This is a genomic window from Bacteroides propionicigenes (assembly GCF_018390535.1).
Classification (GTDB): domain Bacteria; phylum Bacteroidota; class Bacteroidia; order Bacteroidales; family Bacteroidaceae; genus Bacteroides; species Bacteroides propionicigenes.
The window spans coordinates 120098-141357 of record NZ_JAHBBW010000012.1 but is presented as its reverse complement, the minus strand read 5'-3'; the positions used below and the strand labels follow the sequence as shown (position 1 = coordinate 141357).

Annotated in this window: 19 protein-coding genes; 5 read left to right on the top strand and 14 right to left on the bottom strand. The window is 43.9% G+C overall.

Going from position 1 to position 21260, the window contains the following annotated elements:
- Positions 1-121 precede the first annotated feature (121 nt).
- From KG118_RS14260 to KG118_RS14245, 4 genes are read right to left on the bottom strand one after another with little or no spacing between them, the layout of a single operon-like run.
- Positions 122-2611, bottom strand: coding sequence for a DUF6562 domain-containing protein (locus KG118_RS14260; RefSeq protein WP_117710899.1), 2490 nt, complete (start codon positions 2609-2611; stop codon positions 122-124).
- A gap of 24 nt (positions 2612-2635) precedes the next feature.
- Entirely contained in the window at positions 2636-5590 is a 2955-nt protein-coding gene (locus KG118_RS14255; RefSeq protein ID WP_117710900.1) for a DUF6562 domain-containing protein, read from the bottom strand.
- A gap of 47 nt (positions 5591-5637) precedes the next feature.
- Positions 5638-6699 carry a DUF6562 domain-containing protein gene (locus KG118_RS14250; RefSeq protein ID WP_233514857.1) on the bottom strand — a complete coding sequence of 354 codons (1062 nt, stop codon included), beginning with the start codon at positions 6697-6699 and terminating at the stop codon, positions 5638-5640.
- Entirely contained in the window at positions 6696-7307 is a 612-nt protein-coding gene (locus KG118_RS14245) for a DUF3575 domain-containing protein (protein ID WP_117710901.1), read from the bottom strand. The genes KG118_RS14250 and KG118_RS14245 overlap by 4 nt, the downstream gene beginning before the upstream one ends.
- Before the next feature lie 444 nt (positions 7308-7751).
- On the opposite strand from KG118_RS14245, the gene folB reads away from it, so the two are divergent.
- Positions 7752-8117: a dihydroneopterin aldolase gene (gene folB / locus KG118_RS14240; RefSeq protein ID WP_117710915.1), complete on the top strand. Its 366-nt coding sequence runs from the start codon at positions 7752-7754 to the stop codon at positions 8115-8117.
- Positions 8118-8225: 108 nt separating this feature from the next.
- Here folB and KG118_RS14235 read toward each other — a convergent pair whose 3' ends face one another.
- The 4 genes from KG118_RS14235 to mtaB are packed head-to-tail and all read right to left on the bottom strand — an operon-like array spanning position 8226 to position 12059.
- Entirely contained in the window at positions 8226-8744 is a 519-nt protein-coding gene (locus tag KG118_RS14235; protein ID WP_117710916.1) for a methylglyoxal synthase, read from the bottom strand.
- A 47-nt stretch (positions 8745-8791) separates the two neighbouring features.
- Positions 8792-9808 carry a glycosyltransferase family 2 protein gene (locus KG118_RS14230; RefSeq protein ID WP_117710917.1) on the bottom strand — a complete coding sequence of 339 codons (1017 nt, stop codon included), beginning with the start codon at positions 9806-9808 and terminating at the stop codon, positions 8792-8794.
- Positions 9801-10700 (bottom strand): lysophospholipid acyltransferase family protein, encoded by a 900-nt coding sequence (locus tag KG118_RS14225; protein ID WP_117710918.1) that lies wholly within the window; start codon positions 10698-10700, stop codon positions 9801-9803. Before KG118_RS14225 ends, KG118_RS14230 begins: the two co-directional genes overlap by 8 nt.
- A 36-nt stretch (positions 10701-10736) precedes the next feature.
- On the bottom strand, positions 10737-12059 hold the full coding sequence (mtaB, locus tag KG118_RS14220) for a tRNA (N(6)-L-threonylcarbamoyladenosine(37)-C(2))-methylthiotransferase MtaB (protein WP_117710919.1): 1323 nt from the start codon (positions 12057-12059) through the stop codon (positions 10737-10739).
- A gap of 84 nt (positions 12060-12143) precedes the next feature.
- Here mtaB and KG118_RS14215 point away from each other — a divergent pair, with 84 nt between their 5' ends.
- Both KG118_RS14215 and KG118_RS14210 read left to right on the top strand, forming a co-directional pair.
- On the top strand, positions 12144-13817 hold the full coding sequence (locus tag KG118_RS14215; protein WP_117710972.1) for a long-chain fatty acid--CoA ligase: 1674 nt from the start codon (positions 12144-12146) through the stop codon (positions 13815-13817).
- A 157-nt stretch (positions 13818-13974) separates the two neighbouring features.
- The gene (locus tag KG118_RS14210; RefSeq protein ID WP_117710920.1) at positions 13975-14184 is read left to right on the top strand and encodes a hypothetical protein; all 210 of its coding nucleotides are present in this window, start codon (positions 13975-13977) and stop codon (positions 14182-14184) included.
- 276 nt (positions 14185-14460) lie between these two features.
- Here KG118_RS14210 and rplI read toward each other — a convergent pair whose 3' ends face one another.
- The 3 genes from rplI to rpsF are packed head-to-tail and all read right to left on the bottom strand — an operon-like array spanning position 14461 to position 15545.
- Complete coding sequence (gene rplI, locus KG118_RS14205; protein WP_117710921.1) at positions 14461-14910, bottom strand: 50S ribosomal protein L9; 450 nt, start codon at positions 14908-14910, stop codon at positions 14461-14463.
- 15 nt (positions 14911-14925) lie between these two features.
- Entirely contained in the window at positions 14926-15198 is a 273-nt protein-coding gene (gene rpsR, locus KG118_RS14200; protein ID WP_004288442.1) for a 30S ribosomal protein S18, read from the bottom strand.
- Positions 15199-15200: 2 nt separating this feature from the next.
- The gene (gene rpsF, locus KG118_RS14195; RefSeq protein WP_004288441.1) at positions 15201-15545 is read right to left on the bottom strand and encodes a 30S ribosomal protein S6; all 345 of its coding nucleotides are present in this window, start codon (positions 15543-15545) and stop codon (positions 15201-15203) included.
- A gap of 148 nt (positions 15546-15693) precedes the next feature.
- Between rpsF and KG118_RS14190 the strand changes: the two genes are divergently transcribed.
- Both KG118_RS14190 and KG118_RS14185 read left to right on the top strand, forming a co-directional pair.
- Positions 15694-16140: a MarR family winged helix-turn-helix transcriptional regulator gene (locus tag KG118_RS14190; RefSeq protein ID WP_022103713.1), complete on the top strand. Its 447-nt coding sequence runs from the start codon at positions 15694-15696 to the stop codon at positions 16138-16140.
- Positions 16141-16293: 153 nt separating this feature from the next.
- On the top strand, positions 16294-16470 hold the full coding sequence (locus KG118_RS14185) for a hypothetical protein (protein WP_004288438.1): 177 nt from the start codon (positions 16294-16296) through the stop codon (positions 16468-16470).
- Positions 16471-16550: 80 nt separating this feature from the next.
- Here the strand turns inward: KG118_RS14185 and rprY are convergent, their stop codons facing one another.
- The 3 genes from rprY to KG118_RS14170 all read right to left on the bottom strand — a co-directional run bounded on the left by rprY (position 16551) and on the right by KG118_RS14170 (position 21217).
- Complete coding sequence (gene rprY / locus KG118_RS14180; protein ID WP_009123069.1) at positions 16551-17252, bottom strand: response regulator transcription factor RprY; 702 nt, start codon at positions 17250-17252, stop codon at positions 16551-16553.
- 5 nt (positions 17253-17257) lie between these two features.
- The gene (locus tag KG118_RS14175) at positions 17258-18799 is read right to left on the bottom strand and encodes a sensor histidine kinase (protein WP_117710922.1); all 1542 of its coding nucleotides are present in this window, start codon (positions 18797-18799) and stop codon (positions 17258-17260) included.
- A 261-nt stretch (positions 18800-19060) separates the two neighbouring features.
- Positions 19061-21217: an elongation factor G gene (locus tag KG118_RS14170; RefSeq protein WP_117710923.1), complete on the bottom strand. Its 2157-nt coding sequence runs from the start codon at positions 21215-21217 to the stop codon at positions 19061-19063.
- Between the last annotated feature and the right edge of the window lie 43 nt (positions 21218-21260).

Here is a 21260-nt window from a genome sequence, read left to right as displayed (position 1 = left end):
GGCAAGGGGATATTGTGGGCAGAAGTGGGTATTTCAGCCTCAATTTATCTGCTAATTCAGTGATGAGAGGACGTTTAGACGCAAGAAGGACGCTGAAGAGCTTAGTTGCGGATTTGAGGTCTTACTCTAATCCAAAAACAACAGCGCCTTCCATACCGTTTGCAATAGTAACACCGGAATCAACATTACACTTATTCGTGCCACGTCTGTCTATCACGAAATACGGCAAACGAGGAGTATCGGACTCTCCTACAAGTTCATACAACTTGGTAGTTCCTTTCAGGTTTATCATATTATAATCGGAACGAGCATCAACACTAAACTGACGATTATAGTCCGTATTCGGATTGGTACGGGAATAAATATCCGTATCGATAATGTTCACTGTTGTATAGTCTGCCATATGCACATCATCATCACGATTCAATACTATCGCTCCAAATTCTTCAGTTGGTCCTTGAAAATAGTTGCGCCCTACCAAAACAGATTTTGATACCGTAATTTCATTATAAGAATTACGGACATTGAAAGCACAACGACCATCCATATAGGAATCAGTTACGTTTGCTATAAGCTGACCACCAAAGAATGTCTGGTTTACGGCATAATAATAACCTTCTATTGATGACTTATTTCTAATAATCAAGTCGTGCTTACCAGTCATATTATAATAATTAATACCACGAGAGTAAGAACGCCCCATAAACGCATTTACTTGTCCGGCATCATATGCCGCATTTCCAATAGCTGTTGCATTAGCACGAATACTCGTTGCATCCAATAAAATATAAGGAGAAGAAGCCACCTCAGAGTTTGCATTACCTCCGATAGTTATTCCACGAATTGACTTGCCGGTAGTCACAACATTAGAGCCATACAGTTCAAGATGAGGATTAAGACCAATACATTGTATTCCACAAGAAGGATCTATTTCTTGTTCGGTATTTGTAATAGTAGAATTACTCAATTTCACCCGTAAATCATCACCCATCACATTAAATGTACCTTCTCCACCTGATGTCAGCTTCAAATTATTAATCTCCACATTTTGTGAAACAAACATCGGTTTAATAAGTTCGGACGTCCCTTTAAAGTCAAGCGTTCCGCTAACAGGCTGGTCAATCAAGATTTGCTCATAACCGGTAACGTTGTCCGCCAACAGATTGTCTACATCTTGTTGAGAAGATACACAACGATAGATATGGCTATTCCAACCAGACTCCTTTTGTATTTCGGAAACTTTACCATACAATCTTACCCCACCCTTCTTCAAAATCAGTTTAGTAATAGTTAATTCACTACTAACAATCAATGTATTCTCTGCAGTAGTAGCGGTAAGCTGTGCTATACTTATTCCGGTAGCGGTGAAAGTTGTTTTTTCTGAATTAATTTCAACTTCATTCGCTGTAGATACGTTTACAGTCACTTCTTTTAAAACTGCCGTATTACTTTCTGTCGTTGTTGCATTCGCTATTACAACCTTCTTCGTAGTTGCAGGAATTGTTACCGACCGTGGTGTAGTAGCGTCTTCACTGGCAGCCAATACCGGCATCTCTACTTTTACAGGTTCAGACGAACCTACTGAATTTATCGCTTCTTCTGTCAGTACCACATTGGCATGCGTTTTCAAAAGATTGGTTACTTCAGCCACACTTTTTGCTTCCGCAATCTCATGGCTGATGTCGGGAGTGCTAAAGACAGGTTCTACCGTCACTGTAAACTTACCACCTACCGTCATCAAGTTACCGGTAACATTGGTTTTATAGTTACGTCTGATAGGTATGTTTACCAATGATTTATCAGTGATTTTAGAACCATCAGCCTTATGCACACTCAAAGTCATATTTACCGGATAATCTTTGCTATTATCTTTGGGAGCGAAAAGATAATCAAGGGTCAGATTACCGTCAGCATCTACTACATCAGCCGTAGCATAATAAGCCTGTTCAGTCTGTTCACCTTGCGCCTCACCCGTAACCGCATTGAAACCTTTATATATTTTTGCAAATACCAGTTGCGCACCTTTTGGCTTCAACGCATCCGACTTAATATCATTAATATCGGTAGTCTTGATATTCAATTGACCGAAAGGACGGGTTAACGAAACATTCAGAGAGAAAGCCTTGTTAACCTCCATCGATTTACTAACAAAGAAAGCATCACGCGTGTCGTCCTTGCTACTTCCATAGTAATTGCCTGTCATTGTAATGTTATTCAGACCATTAGCAGTATTGTAGTGATTATCCAACTTGATGTTCTCATCGGAAGAATTATCAACCACATTATCTGCCCAAAACACAAAGTTATAGGTTTGTGAAGTAACCAAGCGTATATCAAATGTAGCTGCCTTATCCACTACTTTGGCAATACTGCGTGTATAAAGCACATCATTCAAATAGACCTCCAAGATACAGCGATTTACCTTTGAGCCGTCTCCCGGTTGCGGCTCCCCTCCTGCACGCGTATCGACAGATTCGTTACCGCCGGACACTTGTACACTGAAAGATACCGGCACTTCACTACCGTCTCCCCCATTCACCAGCTCATCATTTTGACAGGCTGTGAAAACCAACAAGATAATACTTGTCGCTAATAACAATAAGTTTTTCATACAAGATATAATTCTATTTGGTTTTTACTTATAATCACTCCAACCGGTATACTTGCCGAACTCACCACCATTGATGATGATATAGTCCTTTATATTCGCAAAATTCTCATAGTCATAATTCCTTAAATGACCATTAAAGGTTCCCCCGTTGACAATGAGTTTACTAATAGGAGTTTCGGTATCCCCCGCAAATATTACTTTTCCATTGATTACACTACCTCCGTTTATCGTAACAGTAACGCCTTCCGCATAACTCGGACTGGAAGCGGAATATACATCCATTGCATAGAAAGTGAAACTGGTTCCTGACGTTATTGTACTATTAGTAACAGTACAACTTCCATAATTATTGGATACCACATACTGTGCTTTCACATCTTCAACTTCCACATCTTTCAAAAGCAAGTCACTGTAATTCTGAATCATTATACCATCGGCATTGGTACTTTGCAATTTACCATTACTAAAAGTAACTTTAGACCCTTTCAGCAACTGGCAGCTATTTGTTTCAGAGCCAGCAGATCCAACTCTGGGTTCAACTAACGTAAGTGTATGCTGATTCAAATCTATATCTACCACCTGTCCGCTTTTGGTTACAAAACCTCCGCAAGATTTATCAGCTGTCATTTTCACCTTAACATTGGCATTAGCGCCAAGATAGCCAAGTAAGCTGGCATCAGAGAACGTTCCGCCCGTAACGGTTACATTCTGTTGGAAATTACTCTTTTCTTTGAGGAATATAAGGTCTTTTGCAGCTGTCAACTTTCCACCGCTGATATTCACTGTACAGTCTCCATATTTAGCGGAAACCATCAATGCGGTATTAACCTTACCGCCTGTACCATCACTCCAATCTCCTGTATCACCTGTACCCAAGCTACAAATATCCGCAGTTCCGGAAATATTCAATATACCGCGTTGGATACATACACCACCTGCCGCACCAACAATAGTTCCACCGGAAATCGTTGTTTCACCAGCGTGAGGCAAATAGAGCACATAGTCTGACGTAGAAACCAGCTCACCACCTTCTATTTTGATTACACTATTTTTTGTCTTATCAATACCATTACCGCCAACAGCACACCAACCGACTTCTATTCTACCTCCTTTCATGGTAAAGTCACCACCATCGGAGACGATTATACCGTACTGTCCATTAGCTGCCGCATTATTTCTGACAGCATAAATAGTTCCACTCAGCATTTCCAAGAAAGCATTTTCACCATCAACAACAACCACTCCGTTGCCATCTGTAGCACTATTATAGTCTTTGCTTCCTATAATCTTACCATTACCCTTGCTGTCTTTCAGTGTCAACTTACCCTGTACGGTAATGCTGCCTATTCCCGGATTGCCGGAAATGGGGCTACTATTAGCAGCTGTAATCGTATAACCGTTCAAATCCAGTGTTGCAACCTTATTGACAGGAACAACGACGCTTGCATTCGTTATATCGGCATCTTCTTTCAGCATATAAGCCTCACCCTTAGCAAGGGCTTCTTTTATGGCAATGGCTTCTTCCGAAGCAATCACTGTAAAACCACTTAAATCAGTAGGAAGCGTCGCTTGGTCGGAGGCTATGATATAGGCTGTACCTTGATAGCTGCTTCCCTTAGAAATACTACCTATCTTACCGTTACCAATTACTTTAACGTTACCGGCATTCACCGTCAAGCTCGTTACTTCAACACCCGCTCCGATGACAAGAGTATTGGGAGCAGTACCGGCTGTAACACTCGCATATTTTGTTCCATTCAAATAAACAGTGGTTTCCGCTGCTTCAATCACAAGTGCTGCATTGGCATTGGGTATAGTAATGTTCAATACTTTAGGGACATTGCTACCTGAAGATGAATTTGTATCATACTGAATCGTTATCTGTTTATCTGTTGTCGGCAAAGTGATAGACAATTCTCTGTCGGCAGCAGATGATTTCGGCAATGAAATAGTAGTTTCTGTAGTCGGAGCTTCCGTCACCACTACATTGTCACACTCAGCTAAAGCTGCCGCAACTTCCGATACGGTAGCCACTTCCTTCACCTTTATTTCAATATTATCTTTATTAAATGCAGGCTTCACTTCCACATTAACCTCTCCGGACACTGTCAGCAACTTGCCGCTTACATTGGTTTTATAGTTACGCTGGACAGGAATAGACGTCAAATCTTTTGATGTAATACTCGTTGACCCGTCTTCTTTATAAGTAGTAAGCGTTATATCCAACGGCAACTGCCCGGTACTTGGAGCAAGAATATAGTCCAAAGTCAATGTACCGTCTTGAGCATTAACCACCGATACAGGAGCTTGATAAGAAAGTTTTTGAGCGCCTGATGCATCTCCACTCAAAGCATTAAATGTTGTATACAAATCTGTTTTGAAAGTTAACGAAGCCTTAGCCGGTTTCAATTCCGACTTGGTGGTAGGAATATCCGCCCAATCAGTAGTCTTGATATTTAACTGGCCAAACGGACGAGTTAACTTAATGTTTTCCGTAAAAGCAGCTGTCACCGTTTTCTCCATAGTGCAGAAAAAAGCATCCCGTGTTTCATCATTACCGGTATAACCCGATGTGAAAGTAATGTTTTTCAATCCGTCCGCACTAGTCGTTGTATAATGCAGATCGGAAGTAATCGCAGACGATGCATCAGCCACATGGTCTGCCCAAAATACAAATTGATAAGTCTGTGATGTCACCAGACGAATATCCGAGAATGTAACTGTTTTGCCGCTCATAGCCGCTACATGGCGTGTGCCATAAAGTTGGTCTCCCTGATAGATTTCCAAAATGCAACGGTTTACTGTTGTTCCGTCACCATTAGTTTTTGTCTCCGCCCGTGTAACAGCACCGTCGTCCGGTATCTGTACGTCAAAGGAAACGGACACTTCTTTGCCATCTCCATTCACCAACTCATCATTCTGACAAGCGGCGAACAAGAGCAGGATAATCCCTGCCATAAGTGAAAAATACTTTTTCATACTACTTGTTGTTTGTGAAACATTATTTATTTTGTTTATATCGAAAATCAAGGTATTACCACATTTATTTCGCCATTAAAGCTTGGGTCTACACCAATACTCGGATCAAAATCACGAGTTAGAAAAGCGTCTCTCACAGTCGTTATCTTGTTTCGTTCAATGGGTATCTCCACACCACCTATGCTGTTCACTTCCACCCCGTCTTTATTATAGATAATCATATCTACCGTAACGGCGGATTGTGCACCGTTCACCAATACATAGTCGAAAGCCAAACAAGCTTCCGTATCCGAAATGGATATAGGCACAGAGGAAAAGCTCACACCGGTATCTACTTTGTTAGGGCGATTAAGTGAGAGGTCGAAGCCCGTAGGGAAGTAACCGGAATAAAGCACTTTCAACGTAAGATCCTCTACATCGGTCGTACGGGATGTAGTTCTATCATCGGCTGCAATTTTGTTTTCCGTCTGTTTCAAATTATCAAAGTATTTAATGACATCCGTCGTCACCAGCATAATCTTTGCCAACGGGCGTTCCAACCGCATCTCCTCTCTGTGCTCAGTTTCCAAATCGCAATGATAGGAGGTGAAGTTGAGCGATACTTGTCCCGAAAAGACATCCTTGTAGTCAGTTCCGCCCACGTAATCGCCATTCAGCTTGATAGCCGAAAAGTCTTCGGTGCTATAAAAACAATCATCGGAAGTGCCTGCAGGTACAAAGTCGCGCCATGCCACCACACGATAGTTGCGGGCATGGAGGTCGCATTCCAAAGCGACTTCCCCCGTATAGCCCTCGGGATAGGTGAGCGTGCGGCGGAATTGCAAATTTTGGTCGTACTTGTCGTCGGCATAAACTTCCACCTGATAGCGCACTTCGTACGTATGTCCGTCGGCTGCACGCGTGGAAAATTCGGGAATATCAAAAGGAGTCATGTCTGCACCGGGCAGCAACACGATAGTAGTGTGCACAACCGTAGGGTCGACGCCACCGTCTTCGGGCAGTTCGTGCACACCGCAGGATGTCAGTAAGAAAAGCGGCAGGCATAAGACAATGCTAAACACGCTACCGGTATACACCTTATTTATATATAGGGAGAATAAGCGTTTCATCTGCGGCCTCCTTTCCAGTCTATACGATAGCCAAACGAAACACCCACATGGTCTATTCCGAAGAAGTTCTTAGTGCGAGTATCCACATATGCCCCGTTGGGGATATTGAAAAAACGGTCGTAGTGCAAGTAAGCATAACCCAAGCCCAAAGAAAACTCCACGCACCAGCGGCGATGCTTGTCAAGCGGCAATCGATAGCCTGTGTCTACACCGATATTGAACAGGGGAGAATCCGCGTCACTGTCCTGATAGCGGTAAGTGCCGCCTTTTTTGGCATAGTTATAAGTAGCTACGCCCACGTGCGCACCGGCAAACAATCCGTCCACACGTTCAAACCAGTAACGCACCCCGGGCTGCACACAGAATGTACGCAACTTGCGATTGCCATAATTGAAAGGAGAATAGTAGACCGGCAGCACCACGGAAACCGCACGCGAGACATCATACTCTACCGCCATATTCATGGCCAGCATGCCCCACCCCACAGCATTGGTTTTCACCAGCAATGAATGATTGTTGCGATTGATACCTTTTCCGTTGTCCCATTGGGCATATGCCGGGACAGAAAGAAAAGCCGATAATAAGAAAACGAGCATTCCTAGTCGCATAGCTTGTAATAACGCTCCCTACTCTGCATAGGCAGAAAGGTTAGCATACGTCCTTCCAAGCTCCCGCAAGGACCGGTTATCTAAAAACAGAAACGTGGAGCTGCGTGCTGTTTCTAACATGAAGGCCCTAGGAAAGCCCTTAAACGCAAAACAGACAGCAGTCCCACGTTGTAAACGTGAGAATCCACTGTGCTGTCCTTGCGTAAAAAATGAAAATTTCCTAGGTTTTCATGTTAAAGGACAAAGCACAACGCTTCTAATAATACTTTCTCTAAAAAATCAAACTTCAGTCGCCACTGAATTTTCCTCAAAGGTATAGAAATATTATTAAAAAGAAAAAACTCACGTCTTTTTTTATCAAAATATTCGGCATTCACGCCCTGATTGTTGTAGAACAAAGATTTTATCCATATGTTTGTACCTTAAGAAATATATTCATTGAGCATGACCAGCTACATATTTTTAGACCGGATGCACTTCTTCGCCTATCATGGCGTTGGTGAACAGGAAACCATAGTAGGCAATGACTTTATCATTGATTTACGGCTGAAAACGGATATCGCCCTCGCCGCAGAGACAGACGATGTGACAAACACGGTGAGTTATGCCGATGTGTATGAAGCAGTGAAGGAAGAGATGGCTATCCCTTCCAAATTATTGGAACACGTTTGCGGACGCATTGTAGAACGCCTGTTCCGCGATTTTCCTACCGTAGAAAGTATAGACCTGAAACTGTCCAAACGGAATCCGCCAATGGGAGCGGATATTGAAGCGGCAGGAGTAGAAATCAACGCAGAAAGAACTGCATAGAGCAAAGTTGTGCCATCGTGATGGCACAACTTTGCCTATTCGATGGCACAACCGTGCCAGCCCAATGGCAAAACTGTGCCACCACGGTGGCACAAATCTAAATAGATGTTATTTCTTCCGTTTCCGTTTCTTTGCCGACTCCACCGCCTCGGCAACAACCGGTTTGTTTTCGAACCTCTTGGCATAGGTGCTATAATCGGGAACGGTACGTTCGTAAGTAGGGTCAATGAATAACGGACTCGAAATGATATGGTCTGCCGTACTGCGGTTGCAGCAGAACACAATGTTCTCCACCCCGGCAAGGCGCGTCAGGGCCTTGACGTCCGTATCGTGCGGCTGCAAAGTCATGGGGTCTGTAAAGAAGAAAAGATAATCTATCTCTCCGTCCACAATGCGCGAACCCATTTGCTGGTCACCGCCCAAAGGACCGGACTTGAGGATGGTAAAATCCCACTCCACATCGGGATGCTTCTCTTTCAGGGCTTCCAGAATAAGCGTTCCCGTAGTGCCTGTGCAATAGAATTTATGCCCCATCAATAACTCCGAATTCCAAAGTACCCATTCTATAAGGTCTTTCTTCATGGCATCATGCGCCACCAATCCAATCTTTCTAACCAATTTGTCCATAAGCAAGTAACTTTAAAAAATAAACAATCAGAAACAGATTACAGTTCTTACAAGCGGGAGAAGAGTCTCTTCCCATGCAGATAAAACTGTGCCAAGATACTGTTTTTTGTCCGTTCGGGGATTATCAGGAGGGATATTTTTTTCAGATTCTCTTCGCGGGCTGCCGCAAACGAGGGACGGAGCGAATGGAAAGCACGACGTGCACGAATCACCGCCCACATATTTGAAAACTCGCCTTTCAGCAGAAAGTTCAGTGCCGCCACATAATCGAGCACTGCACGCACGCGCATCACAGAAGCCAGTTCTTCCTGCGGCAGATTCTTATACAGCATTACAAGATTGTTACGGAAATTGAGAAAAGTCTTACGGGGATTCTCTTTCTTTAATGTTGCGCCGCCCACGTGGTAGACGGTACTCAGAGGCACACAGACCAACATCCGCCCACGGGCACGAAGCCGCCAGCACAGGTCAATCTCCTCCATATGGGCAAAGAAGCGTCCGTCCAGTCCGCCTGCATCTTGATAGTCTTTCTGACGGATGAACAGCGCAGCCCCCGTAGCCCAAAACACCGGAATGACAGTATCATATTGTCCGGTGTCACGCTCCACTACTCCCATTATGCGTCCCCGGCAAAAGGGATAACCGTAGCGGTCTATAAATCCGCCTGCAGCACCTGCATACTCAAACAGCTCCTTATGCCGCCAACTGCGTATCTTAGGCTGGCACGCCGCCACTTCGGGATGTGCATCCATATAGCTTACGAGTGGCGCAAGCCAGTGCCCGGTCACTTCCACATCGGAGTTCAGCAGTACCACATATTCGGCGGACACTTGTTGCAAAGCCAAGTTGTAGCCTTCGGCAAATCCCTGATTACGGTCTAATATAATAAGGTGTACGGAAGGGAACTCCCGGCGAAGCATTTCAACGGAATCATCCGTCGAGCCGTTATCCGCCACATAGACCACCGCGCCATCCGCCTCGGAATAGCGCACCACGGAAGGAAGAAATGAGCGAAGCATTTCACATCCATTCCAGTTCAATATGACAACGGCTACCTTATCCATGTCTCACGGCATCCTTACGCTTTAGTTTCCAACGTTTGTGCGACCAGAACCAGTAAGCCGGTTCACGATAAATGGTTTGTTCCAGACGGCGGGCAAAAAGTTCCGTTATCTCCCCGTCAGCTGTTTCTTTGGGAGTTTCAGTTATCAAGTCAAATTGTACGTTGCAATATCCTCTGTCCTGTTTCTTCAGTTCACAATAAAACACAGGGAAGTCCATCAGTTTGGCTATGCGCTCGGCACCGTCCATGAAGCCGGTATCTTGATTCAGGAAAGTGGTCCAATAATGCGCCTCATTAATATTGGGAGACTGGTCGGTAATCATTCCTACCGCCACGCGCTTATTGTCACGACGCAGTTTTATAATTTCACGCGCCGTAGAATGTTTCGGCACATTGTAACCGCCGAAACGGGCACGAATGCGCTTGAACATCGCATCCAGATATCTGTTATGCAGCGGTTTGTAGATTTGCACCGGTATGTCTCCTTCCTGCATGACAGCGCCCATGCCTATAATCCATTCAAAATTCGCATAATGGGGAATGAGCAACACGATGCCGCCATGTTTTTCAATCATGGCAAGGAACTCTTCCTTATTCTCATACTTCATGCGGCGGCAAAGCTCTTCGAAAGACATACGCAGCATCTTTACCTCCTCCAGCATATAATCGCAGATGTAACGGTAGAACTTACGTTCTATCGCCCGTAACTCGGCTTCGGACTTTTCCGGAAATGCATTGCGCAGATTATTACGCACCACCCTTCGCCGGTAATGGGCAACGTGGTGCATCAAAAAGCAAAATCCGTCGGACAGCGCATAGAGCGCCTTGAAAGGCAGCAGTGCCAACAGCCACATACCCGCATAAGTCAGCCAATAGATTAATCTCGATTTCACTTCGCTAATTACTAATCACTTATCACTAAACCCTCATCACTCACCGCCAAGCACGCCCAAAAGCGCCGTGCCGTCTTCATTGAACTCGCCCATACGCACCGGAACCACTTGATTGTCCAGCGCATCATCATGCGGAACTTCCACCCGGATATAATTCGGAGTGAAGCCGTGCATCGGTGTCCCCGGCTTGGAGCGCTCCAACAAAACCGGCATCGTCTGTCCGATATGACGGGCATAGAACGCACGTGTCTTTTCCTCCGACAACTCCAGCAGAAGCTGGCTGCGCCTGTGTTTTTCTTCGGAAGATACCACATAGTCTATCTTTAAAGCCTGCGTACCCGGACGCTCGGAATAGCTGAACACATGAAGCTGCGTCACGTCCAAACTCCGGATGAAACGGTATGCCTGTTCAAAGTATTCTTCCGTCTCCCCGCGCGTGCCTACAATCACATCCACCCCGATAAAAGCATCGGGCATCACTTCCTTTATCTTCTTCACCTTAGAAGCGAACAAAGCCGTGTCATACCGTCTGCGCATCAGCTTCAGCACTTCATCGCTACCCGACTGCAACGGGATGTGGAAATGGGGCATGAACCGTTTGGAACGGGACACGAACTCTATGATTTCATCCGTCAGCAGATTAGGTTCGATAGAAGAAATACGATAACGTTCGATACCCTCCACCTCGTCCAACGCTTTCACCAAATCAAAAAAGGTTTCACCCGTCGTCTTGCCGAAATCACCTATGTTGACTCCGGTCAATACAATTTCCTTGCCGCCTTCGGCCGCCGCCTGACGGGCCTGTTCCACAAGGGAAGCAATACTTCCGTTGCGGCTGCGCCCGCGGGCAAAAGGTATGGTGCAATAAGAACAGTAATAATCGCAACCGTCCTGCACCTTCAGGAAGAAACGGGTGCGGTCGCCGCGCGAACACGACGGAGCAAACGAACGTATATCTTTCAAAGCAGAGGTGTAAGCCTCGCCGCTTTCGTGTTTTTGCAAATCGCCCAGATACTGAAGCAGGTCTTTCTTTTGCTCTGCACCCAGAACCACATCCACCCCTTCTATCTTTGCCACAGCATCCGGCTTCAGCTGGGCATAGCAGCCCGTCACCACCACAAAGGCGCCCGGATGTTGCTTCACCAACCGATGGATAGCCTGACGGCACTTCTTGTCCGCCACCTCGGTCACCGAACAGGTATTAACCACACATATATCCGCTTTCTCTCCCTTGCGTGCCGTACGCACTCCTGCCTCCCGCAAAATCTTACCGATAGTCGAGGTTTCAGAGAAGTTCAGCTTGCAACCTAACGTATAGTAAACCGCTGTCTTATCTTGAAATATATTGGTATCTATCATGAGCCTAAATCACTTTTTCACGACAAAGGTACACATTATTATTATATTTTTCCTACTTTTGCACAATTCATCAAAAAACGTGCAATGATACAAGAAAACTTTATCAAGCTATACGAGCATAGTTTCCGCGAGAATTGGGATCTCCCCTGCTACACCGATTATGGAGAAAACGAAAGCTACACCTATGGAGAAGTAGCGCAAGAAATTGCCAAATTGCACTTGCTGTTCAAGCATTGCAGCCTGCGCCGCGGCGACAAAATCGCCGTTATCGGCAAGAACAACGCCCGCTGGTGCATTGCCTATATGGCCGTTATCACCTATGGCGGCATCGTGGTTCCTATCCTGCAGGACTTCAACCCCAATGACGTACATCATATCGTCAACCATTCCGAATCCGTATTCCTTTTTACCAGCGATGCCATTTGGGAACATCTGGAGGAGGAACGGCTTACCGGCTTGCGCGGCGTATTCTCTCTCAATGATTTCCGCTGTTTGTACCAGCGTGACGGAGAGACTATCCAACGCTTCCTCAGACGCTTGGATGACAAAATGGAAGAAACCTATCCGAATGGTTTCACACAAAAAGATGTAACCTATACGGAGCTCTCCAATGACAAGATAATGTTGCTGAACTACACCTCCGGCACTACCGGTTTCAGCAAAGGCGTTATGCTGACAGGAAATAATCTGGCAGGAAACGTGACTTTCGGCATTCGCACCGAATTACTGAAGAAAGGTGATAAAGTGCTTTCGTTCCTGCCATTGGCTCATGCTTACGGTTGCGCTTTCGATTTTCTGACCGCCACTGCCGTGGGTACTCACGTCACACTGTTGGGCAAAGTGCCCTCTCCCAAAATCCTGATGAAAGCATTTGAAGAAGTAAAACCGAATCTGATTATAACCGTACCCCTCGTTATCGAAAAGATATACAAGAATGTCATCCAACCCATTATCAATAAAAAATCAATGAAATGGGCGCTCAGCATCCCATTGCTGGACGGACAGATATACGGACAAATCCGTAAGAAACTGGTAGATGCGCTGGGGGGCAGGTTCAAGGAAGTTATCATTGGCGGCGCCGCCATGAATCCGGAAGTGGAAGAGTTCTTTCATCGTATCAAATTTCCGTTTACCATCGGTTACGGCATGACAGAATGCGCTCCGCTTATCAGCTACGCCCCATGGAATGAATTTGTACCGACCTCCTCCGGACGGGTGCTTGACATCATGGAAGCCCGTATCTACAAGGAAAATCCGGACGACCGCCTCGGAGAAATACAAGTGCGCGGTGAAAATGTAATGGCCGGCTACTACAAGAATCCGGAAGCCACCAAAGAAGTGTTTACCGAAGACGGCTGGTTGCGTACCGGTGATTTAGGCACTTTGGACGAAAACAACAATCTCTACATACGCGGACGTAGCAAAACGATGATTCTTAGCTCCAGCGGACAAAATATTTTCCCGGAGGAAATAGAGGCTCGTCTCAATAATATGCCGTTTGTTTTGGAAAGCCTTGTTATTGAACGCAACAAGAAACTGGTAGCCTTAGTCTATGCCGACTATGAAGCTCTGGACTCCTTAGGACTGAATAATCCGGAGAATATAAAGACCATTATGGACGAAAATCTCAAAAACCTGAATAACAGCGTTGCCGCTTACGAAAAGGTCAGCCAAATACAGCTTTATCCGACAGAATTTGAAAAAACGCCCAAAAGAAGTATCAAAAGGTATCTATATAACAGCATTGCAGAGGTTTAATATGTTATAAAACATACCAAAAGCGCAAAAAACGGGCTATCCTCAAAAAAAATTATAAAAAAAGTTGGGGTTTTAAGAACAACGTATCTAAAAAGTACATACCTTTGCATCGTTTTAATAAAGCAATTGATTGTATTACGTTTTAAAAGTAAAGAAAATGAAAAAATTAGTTTTGATGGCCGTAGCTATCGTAGCAGTATCTTTCGCATCTTGTGGTAACAAAGCAGCTAACGCTGAACAAGCAACAGCTGACTCAATCCGCATCGCTGACTCAATCGCAGCTGTAGAAGCAGCCGCAGCTGAAGCAGCAGCCGCAGCAGTAGCTGATACTACTGCAGTAGATAGCGCAGCAGTTGTAGCTGAATAATTTCAGTACAACATTAGAGAGAATTGAAAGTCTGACGTACGAAAGTACGGGCAGACTTTTTTTATGCCCGTAAGTATATCTATTTCTCCACATAGTTTTGCAAGTGACCTACAAAACAGTTTTACCATTTCCAGTCATTCAGAGCGAAGCGAAGAATCTCTTCCCTATATCCACCAAGAAAGGAGATTCTTCGCTTCGCTCTGAATGACTGGAAATCAAAAAAAAGCCCGGTCTCTTTTCAGAAACCGGGCTTCTCCCTTTATATAGAATTCTATATTATGCTTCTTCAGCAACTACTTCGAAAGGAATTTCTACAGAAACTTCCTTGTGCAATTTAACGATAGCTTTGTAGTTACCAATTTCCTTCACTGCGTCTTTAACAACGATAATCTTACGATCGATGTTGTGACCCAATTTAGCCAGCTCTTCAGCAATCTGGATATTACCAACTGAACCGAAGATAGTGCCGGTTGCGCTAACCTTAGTAGCAATCTTCAAAGATACGCCTTCCAGTTTAGCAGCCAGTTCTTCAGCATCCTTTTTGATTTTCTCCAACTTGTGAGCGCGTTGTTTCAACTCTTCAGCCAGCATTTTCTTTGCAGCAGGAGAAGCAATGACAGCTTTTCCTGTCGGGATGAGGTAGTTACGACCATAACCGGACTTAACGGTTACGATATCGTTCTTATAACCCAAGTTTACTATGTCTTCTTTCAATATAATTTCCATACTTTCCTCCTCCTATTATTTCATCATGTCAGTTACATAAGGCAGCAACGCCAAGTGACGTGCTCTCTTCACAGCTTGAGCTACACGACGTTGGAACTTCAAAGAAGTACCTGTAATACGACGCGGAAGGATTTTACCTTGTTCATTCAAGAATTTCTTCAAGAATTCAGGATCTTTGTAATCGATGTACTTAATACCGCTCTTTTTGAAACGGCAGTATTTTTTCTTCTTAACGTCTACTGAGGGCGGAGTTAAATATCTGATTTCTGATTGAACTTGTTGTGCCATGATTAATCCTCCTTTTTAGTTGATTTAACACTTCTTCTCTTTGCAGCGTATTCAGCAGCGTACTTGTCTTGCTTGAAAGTCAAGAAGCGGATAACGCGCTCGTCACGACGGAAGTTTAATTCCAGTTTCTCAATTACAGTAGGTTCTGCATTGAACTCAATCAGCTGATAGAAACCGGTTGACTTCTTCTGGATTGGATAAGCCAGCTTTTTCAGTCCCCAGTTTTCTTCATTTACAATCTCAGCACCTTCAGCAGTAAGGATGCCTTTGAATTTTTCTACCGCTTCCTTCATCTGAACATCAGACAAAACGGGAGTCAAAATGAAAACGGTTTCGTATTGATTCATACTCGTTTAATTAAATAAATAAATTATTCGTTTATTAAATGCGGGTGCAAAGGTAAGCATTTTATTTTGAACTACAAAAATAAGCGGACTTATTTTGTATTGTATCCAACTTATACTATATTTGCAAAGTTGTTTAAACAATAATTTCATGATAGAGCAATTCAACTTTGATATCCGGCTGATATTTGCCATACTCAATGGCAAAGTATCCGCAGCCATTAACCGCAAATTATCACGCAACTTCAGACAGAACGGTTTGGAAATCACTCCCGAACAATGGACTGTCCTCATCTTCTTATGGGAAAAAGACGGGGTGACACAACAAGAGTTGTGTAATGCAACTTTTAAAGACAAGCCCAGCATGACCCGTCTCATAGACAACATGGAACGCCAGCATCTTGTAGTACGCATTTCTGATAAAAAAGACCGCCGCACCAATCTGATACACCTTACCAAAGACGGTAAGGAGTTGGAGGAACGTGCTCGTGTCATTGCCAATCAAACACTGAAAGAAGCATTACAAGGTATTACTATTGAAGAACTAAGTGTGAGCCAGGAAGTGCTGAGAAAAATATTTTTCAATACGAAAGACTAGGAAAATGAAGAATGAAAAATTATTTTGTCCTTCGTTCTTCATTAAATTAGGTTGAATAATAGTTTTTTTGCAAAAATAATTTCGCTTGTTAAAGAATTATGCTTTTCTTTGTGACAAGAATACGAAAATAATAATCTATTAAAATACACACATATGAAAGGCTTATTAAAAAATCTGGGATTGATATTAATCTTGGTAGGAGCTGTAATCTTGGTTGCATGTTCTTTTACCGGCAATGTAAATAACAACGCGATTCTGGGAACCAGCGCTGTTTTAGTTGTAATAGGATTGATTTCTTACATCCTTATCAACAAGAGAATTGCTGATTAATACCGAGAAAAAGAAATAAAAAAAGGCGATTGCAATGCAACCGCCTTTTTTTATTTTCCACTGTCCGGAGACCGAGCCCGTTAGGACTCAGCTTCCGGAGTAATAAGTTTATATCCCTTTCCGTGAATATTGATAATCTCGATAGATTCATCTTCTTTCAGGTGCTTACGCAGTTTGGTAATATATACGTCCATGCTGCGTGCATTGAAGTAGTTATCATCAATCCAGATAGTCTTCAATGCAAAGTCACGCTGCAAGATTTCATTAGCATGCGCACAAAGCAAGCCCAGCAATTCCGACTCTTTTGTAGTCAATTTAGTCTGTTTCTCCGGTGTTGACAAAATCTGTTTCTGAGTGTCAAAAGTAAACTTACCAATCTTGTAAATACTACTTTCTTTGTTCTTCTTGCCACGAACACGTCTCAAGATAGCCTCAATTCTGAAAGTAAGTTCTTCCATACTGAACGGTTTGGTGATGTAATCATCCGCACCGATTTTGAAACCTTCCAAAATATCTTCTTTCAAAGTTTTGGCTGTCAAGAAGATAACGGGGATTTCAGCATTTGCAGCACGAACTTCTTGCGCCAATGTAAAACCGTCTTTCTTCGGCATCATTACGTCAAATACGCACAAGTCATATTTGTTTTTCAGGAAAGCCTTATATCCGGCCTCTCCATCAGGATATAACTCGGCTGCATAGCCTTTAGCCTGTAAATATTCTCTTAAAAGCATGCCAAGATTCTCATCATCTTCGCACAATAAAATACGCAGTTTCTCATCCATATCAATCAATTTTTTAATAAAGGTAATGCAATAATAAATTTAGTTCCAACATTCAGCTCACTTTCCGCACGGATGGTTCCCTTATGATCCTGAATAATCTTTCTTACATAAGCCAGTCCAAGCCCGAAGCCTTTAACATCGTGCAGATTACCTGTATGCACGCGATAGAACTTATCAAATATCTTTTTCAAATTTTCTTTCTTAATACCTATACCGTTGTCTTGCACAGAAATCATCAGTTTGCCCGGTTCGTTCCAGGTCTTCACCATTAACTGCAAGTCTGCATCCGGTCTTTTGTACTTCACCGCATTATCCATGAGGTTGAAAATCACATTCGTAATATGCATTTCATCCGCAAAAATAACCGGATCGGTTGCTTTCAGTTCCGACTCAATCTTTCCGTTGTACCGTTCCACCTTCAAGGTAAACGTATTGATTACTCCGGTAATCAGTTCATTGGCATCCAGTTCTTTCATTTTCAATGTCGCCTTCTGCCGGTCGAACATCGACATTTGGAGAACTTTCTCCACTTGGAACCTAAGTCGTTTCGTTTCATCATTAATAACGCCCGATATATGCTGGAACATTGCCGGTGATTTACCAACTGCCGGGTCTTTCAACATCTGCGCCGCCAACGAAATGGTCGAAATCGGTGTTTTGAACTCGTGCGTCATATTATTAATAAAGTCATTCTTCATCTCAGTCAGCTTCTTTTGCCGGAACACGATATAAATCGTGAAGATGAACGTTATCAACAGAACAAAAGTAAATATCATCGACGGAATCATAAAGCTGACCGAATCGAAAATATAATCCTGTTTACCCGGAAAATGTATCTTGACGATACTCATACGTGCAGGCGGATCGTTCAGAAACAAGGGTTGTGAGTAAGAACTCTCACCGCCTTCATCACTATAATCCGAGCAGCGATATACTTCCCTGCCGTCCCGGTCTATCACCTTGAAGTGATAATTCAACTCAATACCGTTGTCAATCAATCCCGATTTCAAATACTGGTCTAAATTCTTAAAATTTACCCGTTCCTCTATCGGCTTGTCACTGGCACGGTATATCATCTGCCACGCCACCTCATCCAGCAAAGCCCGTTGATACAGATAACGATTCTTTATGGCATCTGCCAACGAACGTGATGTTTGAGGTATCGTTTTCGTCCCATGCTTACGCGATATCATTGCCCTCGGCAATTCCGAGGCCTCGTTGGTAAATGTTTTCAGTTCAACAGCCGAATATCTGGTCCCATCCGGCAATGTCACTGTAAAGCTCTGCGTCCGAGCTACGCCTTTACCTTGCGAACTCTGTTCCCACGCTCTCTTTTCCGCTTCAGAGATATCCTCCCGCAACCAGCGGTCAACCTCCGCAGACTCCACATCTTTTGAAGCTGCCATTAAAGCGCGCTTCACCGATTCATCAAATTGCTCGTTACGCATCTTCACCATTTCCTCAATATAGCTAATCTGCAGATATAGCAAACTGATGAAAGAAAGGCCCATAACGACGCCTAATATCCATATTGTCGACTTTTTCATAGTCACAAAATTAACACTCCCTAATTAACACTCCTAACAAATTAACCTGATTTAACCGGGTGTTCTCGTTAATTAACCGTAGAAGGTTTTTTAAGTTGTATTACGAGCATTATAACAAAATGAGACACCTTTGGTTTGCAAATTTAATAAAAAATTAAATATTAACATTCACATTTCCCTATGTTCTTAATCAGTGTTAATAAAAAAGCCGCCATTCCCCCACAATGAGCGAACGACGGCTTTAACTATTTATTAATTTTTCTATTCTTCAGCTTGCTTTGCTTCAAATTCTTTGATTAGTTTATCCTGTACATCACTCGGAACAAGCTCATAGCTGGCGAACTTCATAATGAACGAAGCACGACCGCCCGTCAATGAACTCAATGCCGTAGAATACGAGGACATTTCTTTCAAAGGAACCTTAGCAATCAGCTTTTCATAGCCGGCTTCGCTGTTCATACCCATAATCATGGCACGGCGTCCCTGCAGGTCGCCCATTACATCACCCATCTTATCGGAAGGAACAAACACCTCTACATCATATATCGGTTCCAGAATCTTCGGACCGGCATTCTTAAACGCTTCACTGAACGCATTGCGTCCTGCCAACATAAAGGAGATTTCATTGGAATCTACCGGGTGCATCTTACCGTCGTACACGATGACACGTACGTCACGGGCATACGAACCGGTCAACGGACCTTGTTCCATACGAGACATGATACCTTTCAGAATGGCCGGCATGAAGCGGGCATCAATAGAACCGCCCACAATACTGTTTACAAATACCAGTTTGCCACCCCATTCCAACGGAACTTCCTCAACACCCTTCACGTTCATCTTGAATTCCTGTCCGTTGAACTTATAAGTTTCCGGCATCGGCATACCTTCATAATAAGGTTCTACAATCAAGTGAACTTCACCAAACTGACCGGCACCACCGGATTGTTTTTTATGGCGATAGTCGGCTCGAGAAGCCTTCGTGATAGTTTCACGATACGGAATTCTCGGTTCTTCAAACTTAATCTGCAATTTTTCATTATTCTCCAAACGCCACTTCAACGTACGCAGATGGAATTCACCCTGCCCGTGTACAATGGTCTGACGCAATTCTTTAGACTGGTCAATAACCCATGTCGGATCTTCCTCGCGCATACGGTTCAAGATAGCCATCATTTTTTCCGTATCGGCTTCATTCAGTGGTTTGATAGCGCGGGAATATTTGGAATTCGGATATTTAATAAAGTTGAAACGGTTTTCAGCGCCTTTGGCATTCAGTGTATTGCCCGTATGCACATCTTTCAGCTTCACCGTGCAGCCGATATCACCGGCCACCATTTCTTCCACCTTGATACGGTTGGCTCCCGCACATGCGTAAATCTGCGCAATGCGTTCTTTAGAGCCACGGTCGGCATTGGTAAAGTCATCTCCTTCGTGCACTTTGCCGCTCATCACCTTGAAATACTGTACGTCACCGATATGCGGTTCAACGGCAGTCTTAAAGAAATACAAGGAAGTAGGTCCGTTGGAGTCGGGTTTCACCACTTCACCGCGTGTATTGTGTACCGGAGGCATTTCGTCTACAAACGGAACAACATTACCCAAGAACTCCATCAAACGGCGCACACCCATATCCTTTCCCGCACACACGCAGAATACAGGGAACATACCGCGAGAAGCCAGCCCTTTACGGATACCCTCACGCATTTCGTCTTCGGTCAGGGAATCCTGTTCGAAGAATTTCTCCATTAAAGTTTCATCGTGTTCGGCAGCTGCCTCTACCAATGCTTTATGCATGGCAGTTGCTTTCTCCATTTCCTCAGCGGGAACATCTTCTATAGTGGGCGCTCCACCTTCCGGTCCCCACGAATATTTTTTCATCAGAAGCACATCAATCAACGAATTGAAATTCGGTCCGGTAGCCAACGGATATTGAACGGGAACTACCTTAGAACCATAAATTGACTGCAGCTGTTCCAGTACCATATCATAGTCGCACTTCTCATGGTCAAGCTGGTTTACAAGGAAGATAACCGGTTTGCCCAGCTTCTCCGTATAGCGGAAATGATTTTGAGTACCTACCTCGGGGCCGTATTGCCCATTCAGCAACAGAATAGCCGTATCGGTTACATTGAGCGCCGTCATGGCCGCTCCCACAAAGTCGTCACTACCCGGACAGTCTATGATATTCAGTTTCTTACCATTCCATTCCACATGATAAACGGTGGAAAACACAGAATAGCCATATTCCTGCTCCACCGGGAAGTAATCGCTGACCGTATTCTTGGCAGTAATTCTGCCGCGACGTTTTATAATACCACTCTCAAAGAGCAGCGCTTCCGTGAGAGTGGTTTTACCCGAGCCGTCATTGCCAAGGAGGGCAATGTTCTTAATTTCATTCGTCTGATATACTTTCATGATATATAAGATTTAAAGTGAATACTCAGCATGCTTCCGTATG

Excerpts from the sequence above, each read along its gene's own strand:
- KG118_RS14260 (WP_117710899.1), bottom strand. The coding sequence starts at position 2,611 with ATGAAAAACTTATTGTTATTAGCGACAAGTATTATCTTGTTGGTTTTC.
- KG118_RS14255 (WP_117710900.1), bottom strand. The coding sequence starts at position 5,590 with ATGAAAAAGTATTTTTCACTTATGGCAGGGATTATCCTGCTCTTGTTC.
- KG118_RS14250 (WP_233514857.1), bottom strand. The coding sequence starts at position 6,699 with ATGAAACGCTTATTCTCCCTATATATAAATAAGGTGTATACCGGTAGC.
- KG118_RS14245 (WP_117710901.1), bottom strand. The coding sequence starts at position 7,307 with ATGCGACTAGGAATGCTCGTTTTCTTATTATCGGCTTTTCTTTCTGTC.
- folB (WP_117710915.1), top strand. The coding sequence starts at position 7,752 with ATGACCAGCTACATATTTTTAGACCGGATGCACTTCTTCGCCTATCAT.
- KG118_RS14235 (WP_117710916.1), bottom strand. The coding sequence starts at position 8,744 with ATGGACAAATTGGTTAGAAAGATTGGATTGGTGGCGCATGATGCCATG.
- KG118_RS14230 (WP_117710917.1), bottom strand. The coding sequence starts at position 9,808 with ATGGATAAGGTAGCCGTTGTCATATTGAACTGGAATGGATGTGAAATG.
- mtaB (WP_117710919.1), bottom strand. The coding sequence starts at position 12,059 with ATGATAGATACCAATATATTTCAAGATAAGACAGCGGTTTACTATACG.
- KG118_RS14215 (WP_117710972.1), top strand. The coding sequence starts at position 12,144 with ATGATACAAGAAAACTTTATCAAGCTATACGAGCATAGTTTCCGCGAG.
- KG118_RS14210 (WP_117710920.1), top strand. The coding sequence starts at position 13,975 with ATGAAAAAATTAGTTTTGATGGCCGTAGCTATCGTAGCAGTATCTTTC.
- rplI (WP_117710921.1), bottom strand. The coding sequence starts at position 14,910 with ATGGAAATTATATTGAAAGAAGACATAGTAAACTTGGGTTATAAGAAC.
- rpsR (WP_004288442.1), bottom strand. The coding sequence starts at position 15,198 with ATGGCACAACAAGTTCAATCAGAAATCAGATATTTAACTCCGCCCTCA.
- rpsF (WP_004288441.1), bottom strand. The coding sequence starts at position 15,545 with ATGAATCAATACGAAACCGTTTTCATTTTGACTCCCGTTTTGTCTGAT.
- KG118_RS14190 (WP_022103713.1), top strand. The coding sequence starts at position 15,694 with ATGATAGAGCAATTCAACTTTGATATCCGGCTGATATTTGCCATACTC.
- KG118_RS14185 (WP_004288438.1), top strand. The coding sequence starts at position 16,294 with ATGAAAGGCTTATTAAAAAATCTGGGATTGATATTAATCTTGGTAGGA.
- rprY (WP_009123069.1), bottom strand. The coding sequence starts at position 17,252 with ATGGATGAGAAACTGCGTATTTTATTGTGCGAAGATGATGAGAATCTT.
- KG118_RS14175 (WP_117710922.1), bottom strand. The coding sequence starts at position 18,799 with ATGAAAAAGTCGACAATATGGATATTAGGCGTCGTTATGGGCCTTTCT.
- KG118_RS14170 (WP_117710923.1), bottom strand. The coding sequence starts at position 21,217 with ATGAAAGTATATCAGACGAATGAAATTAAGAACATTGCCCTCCTTGGC.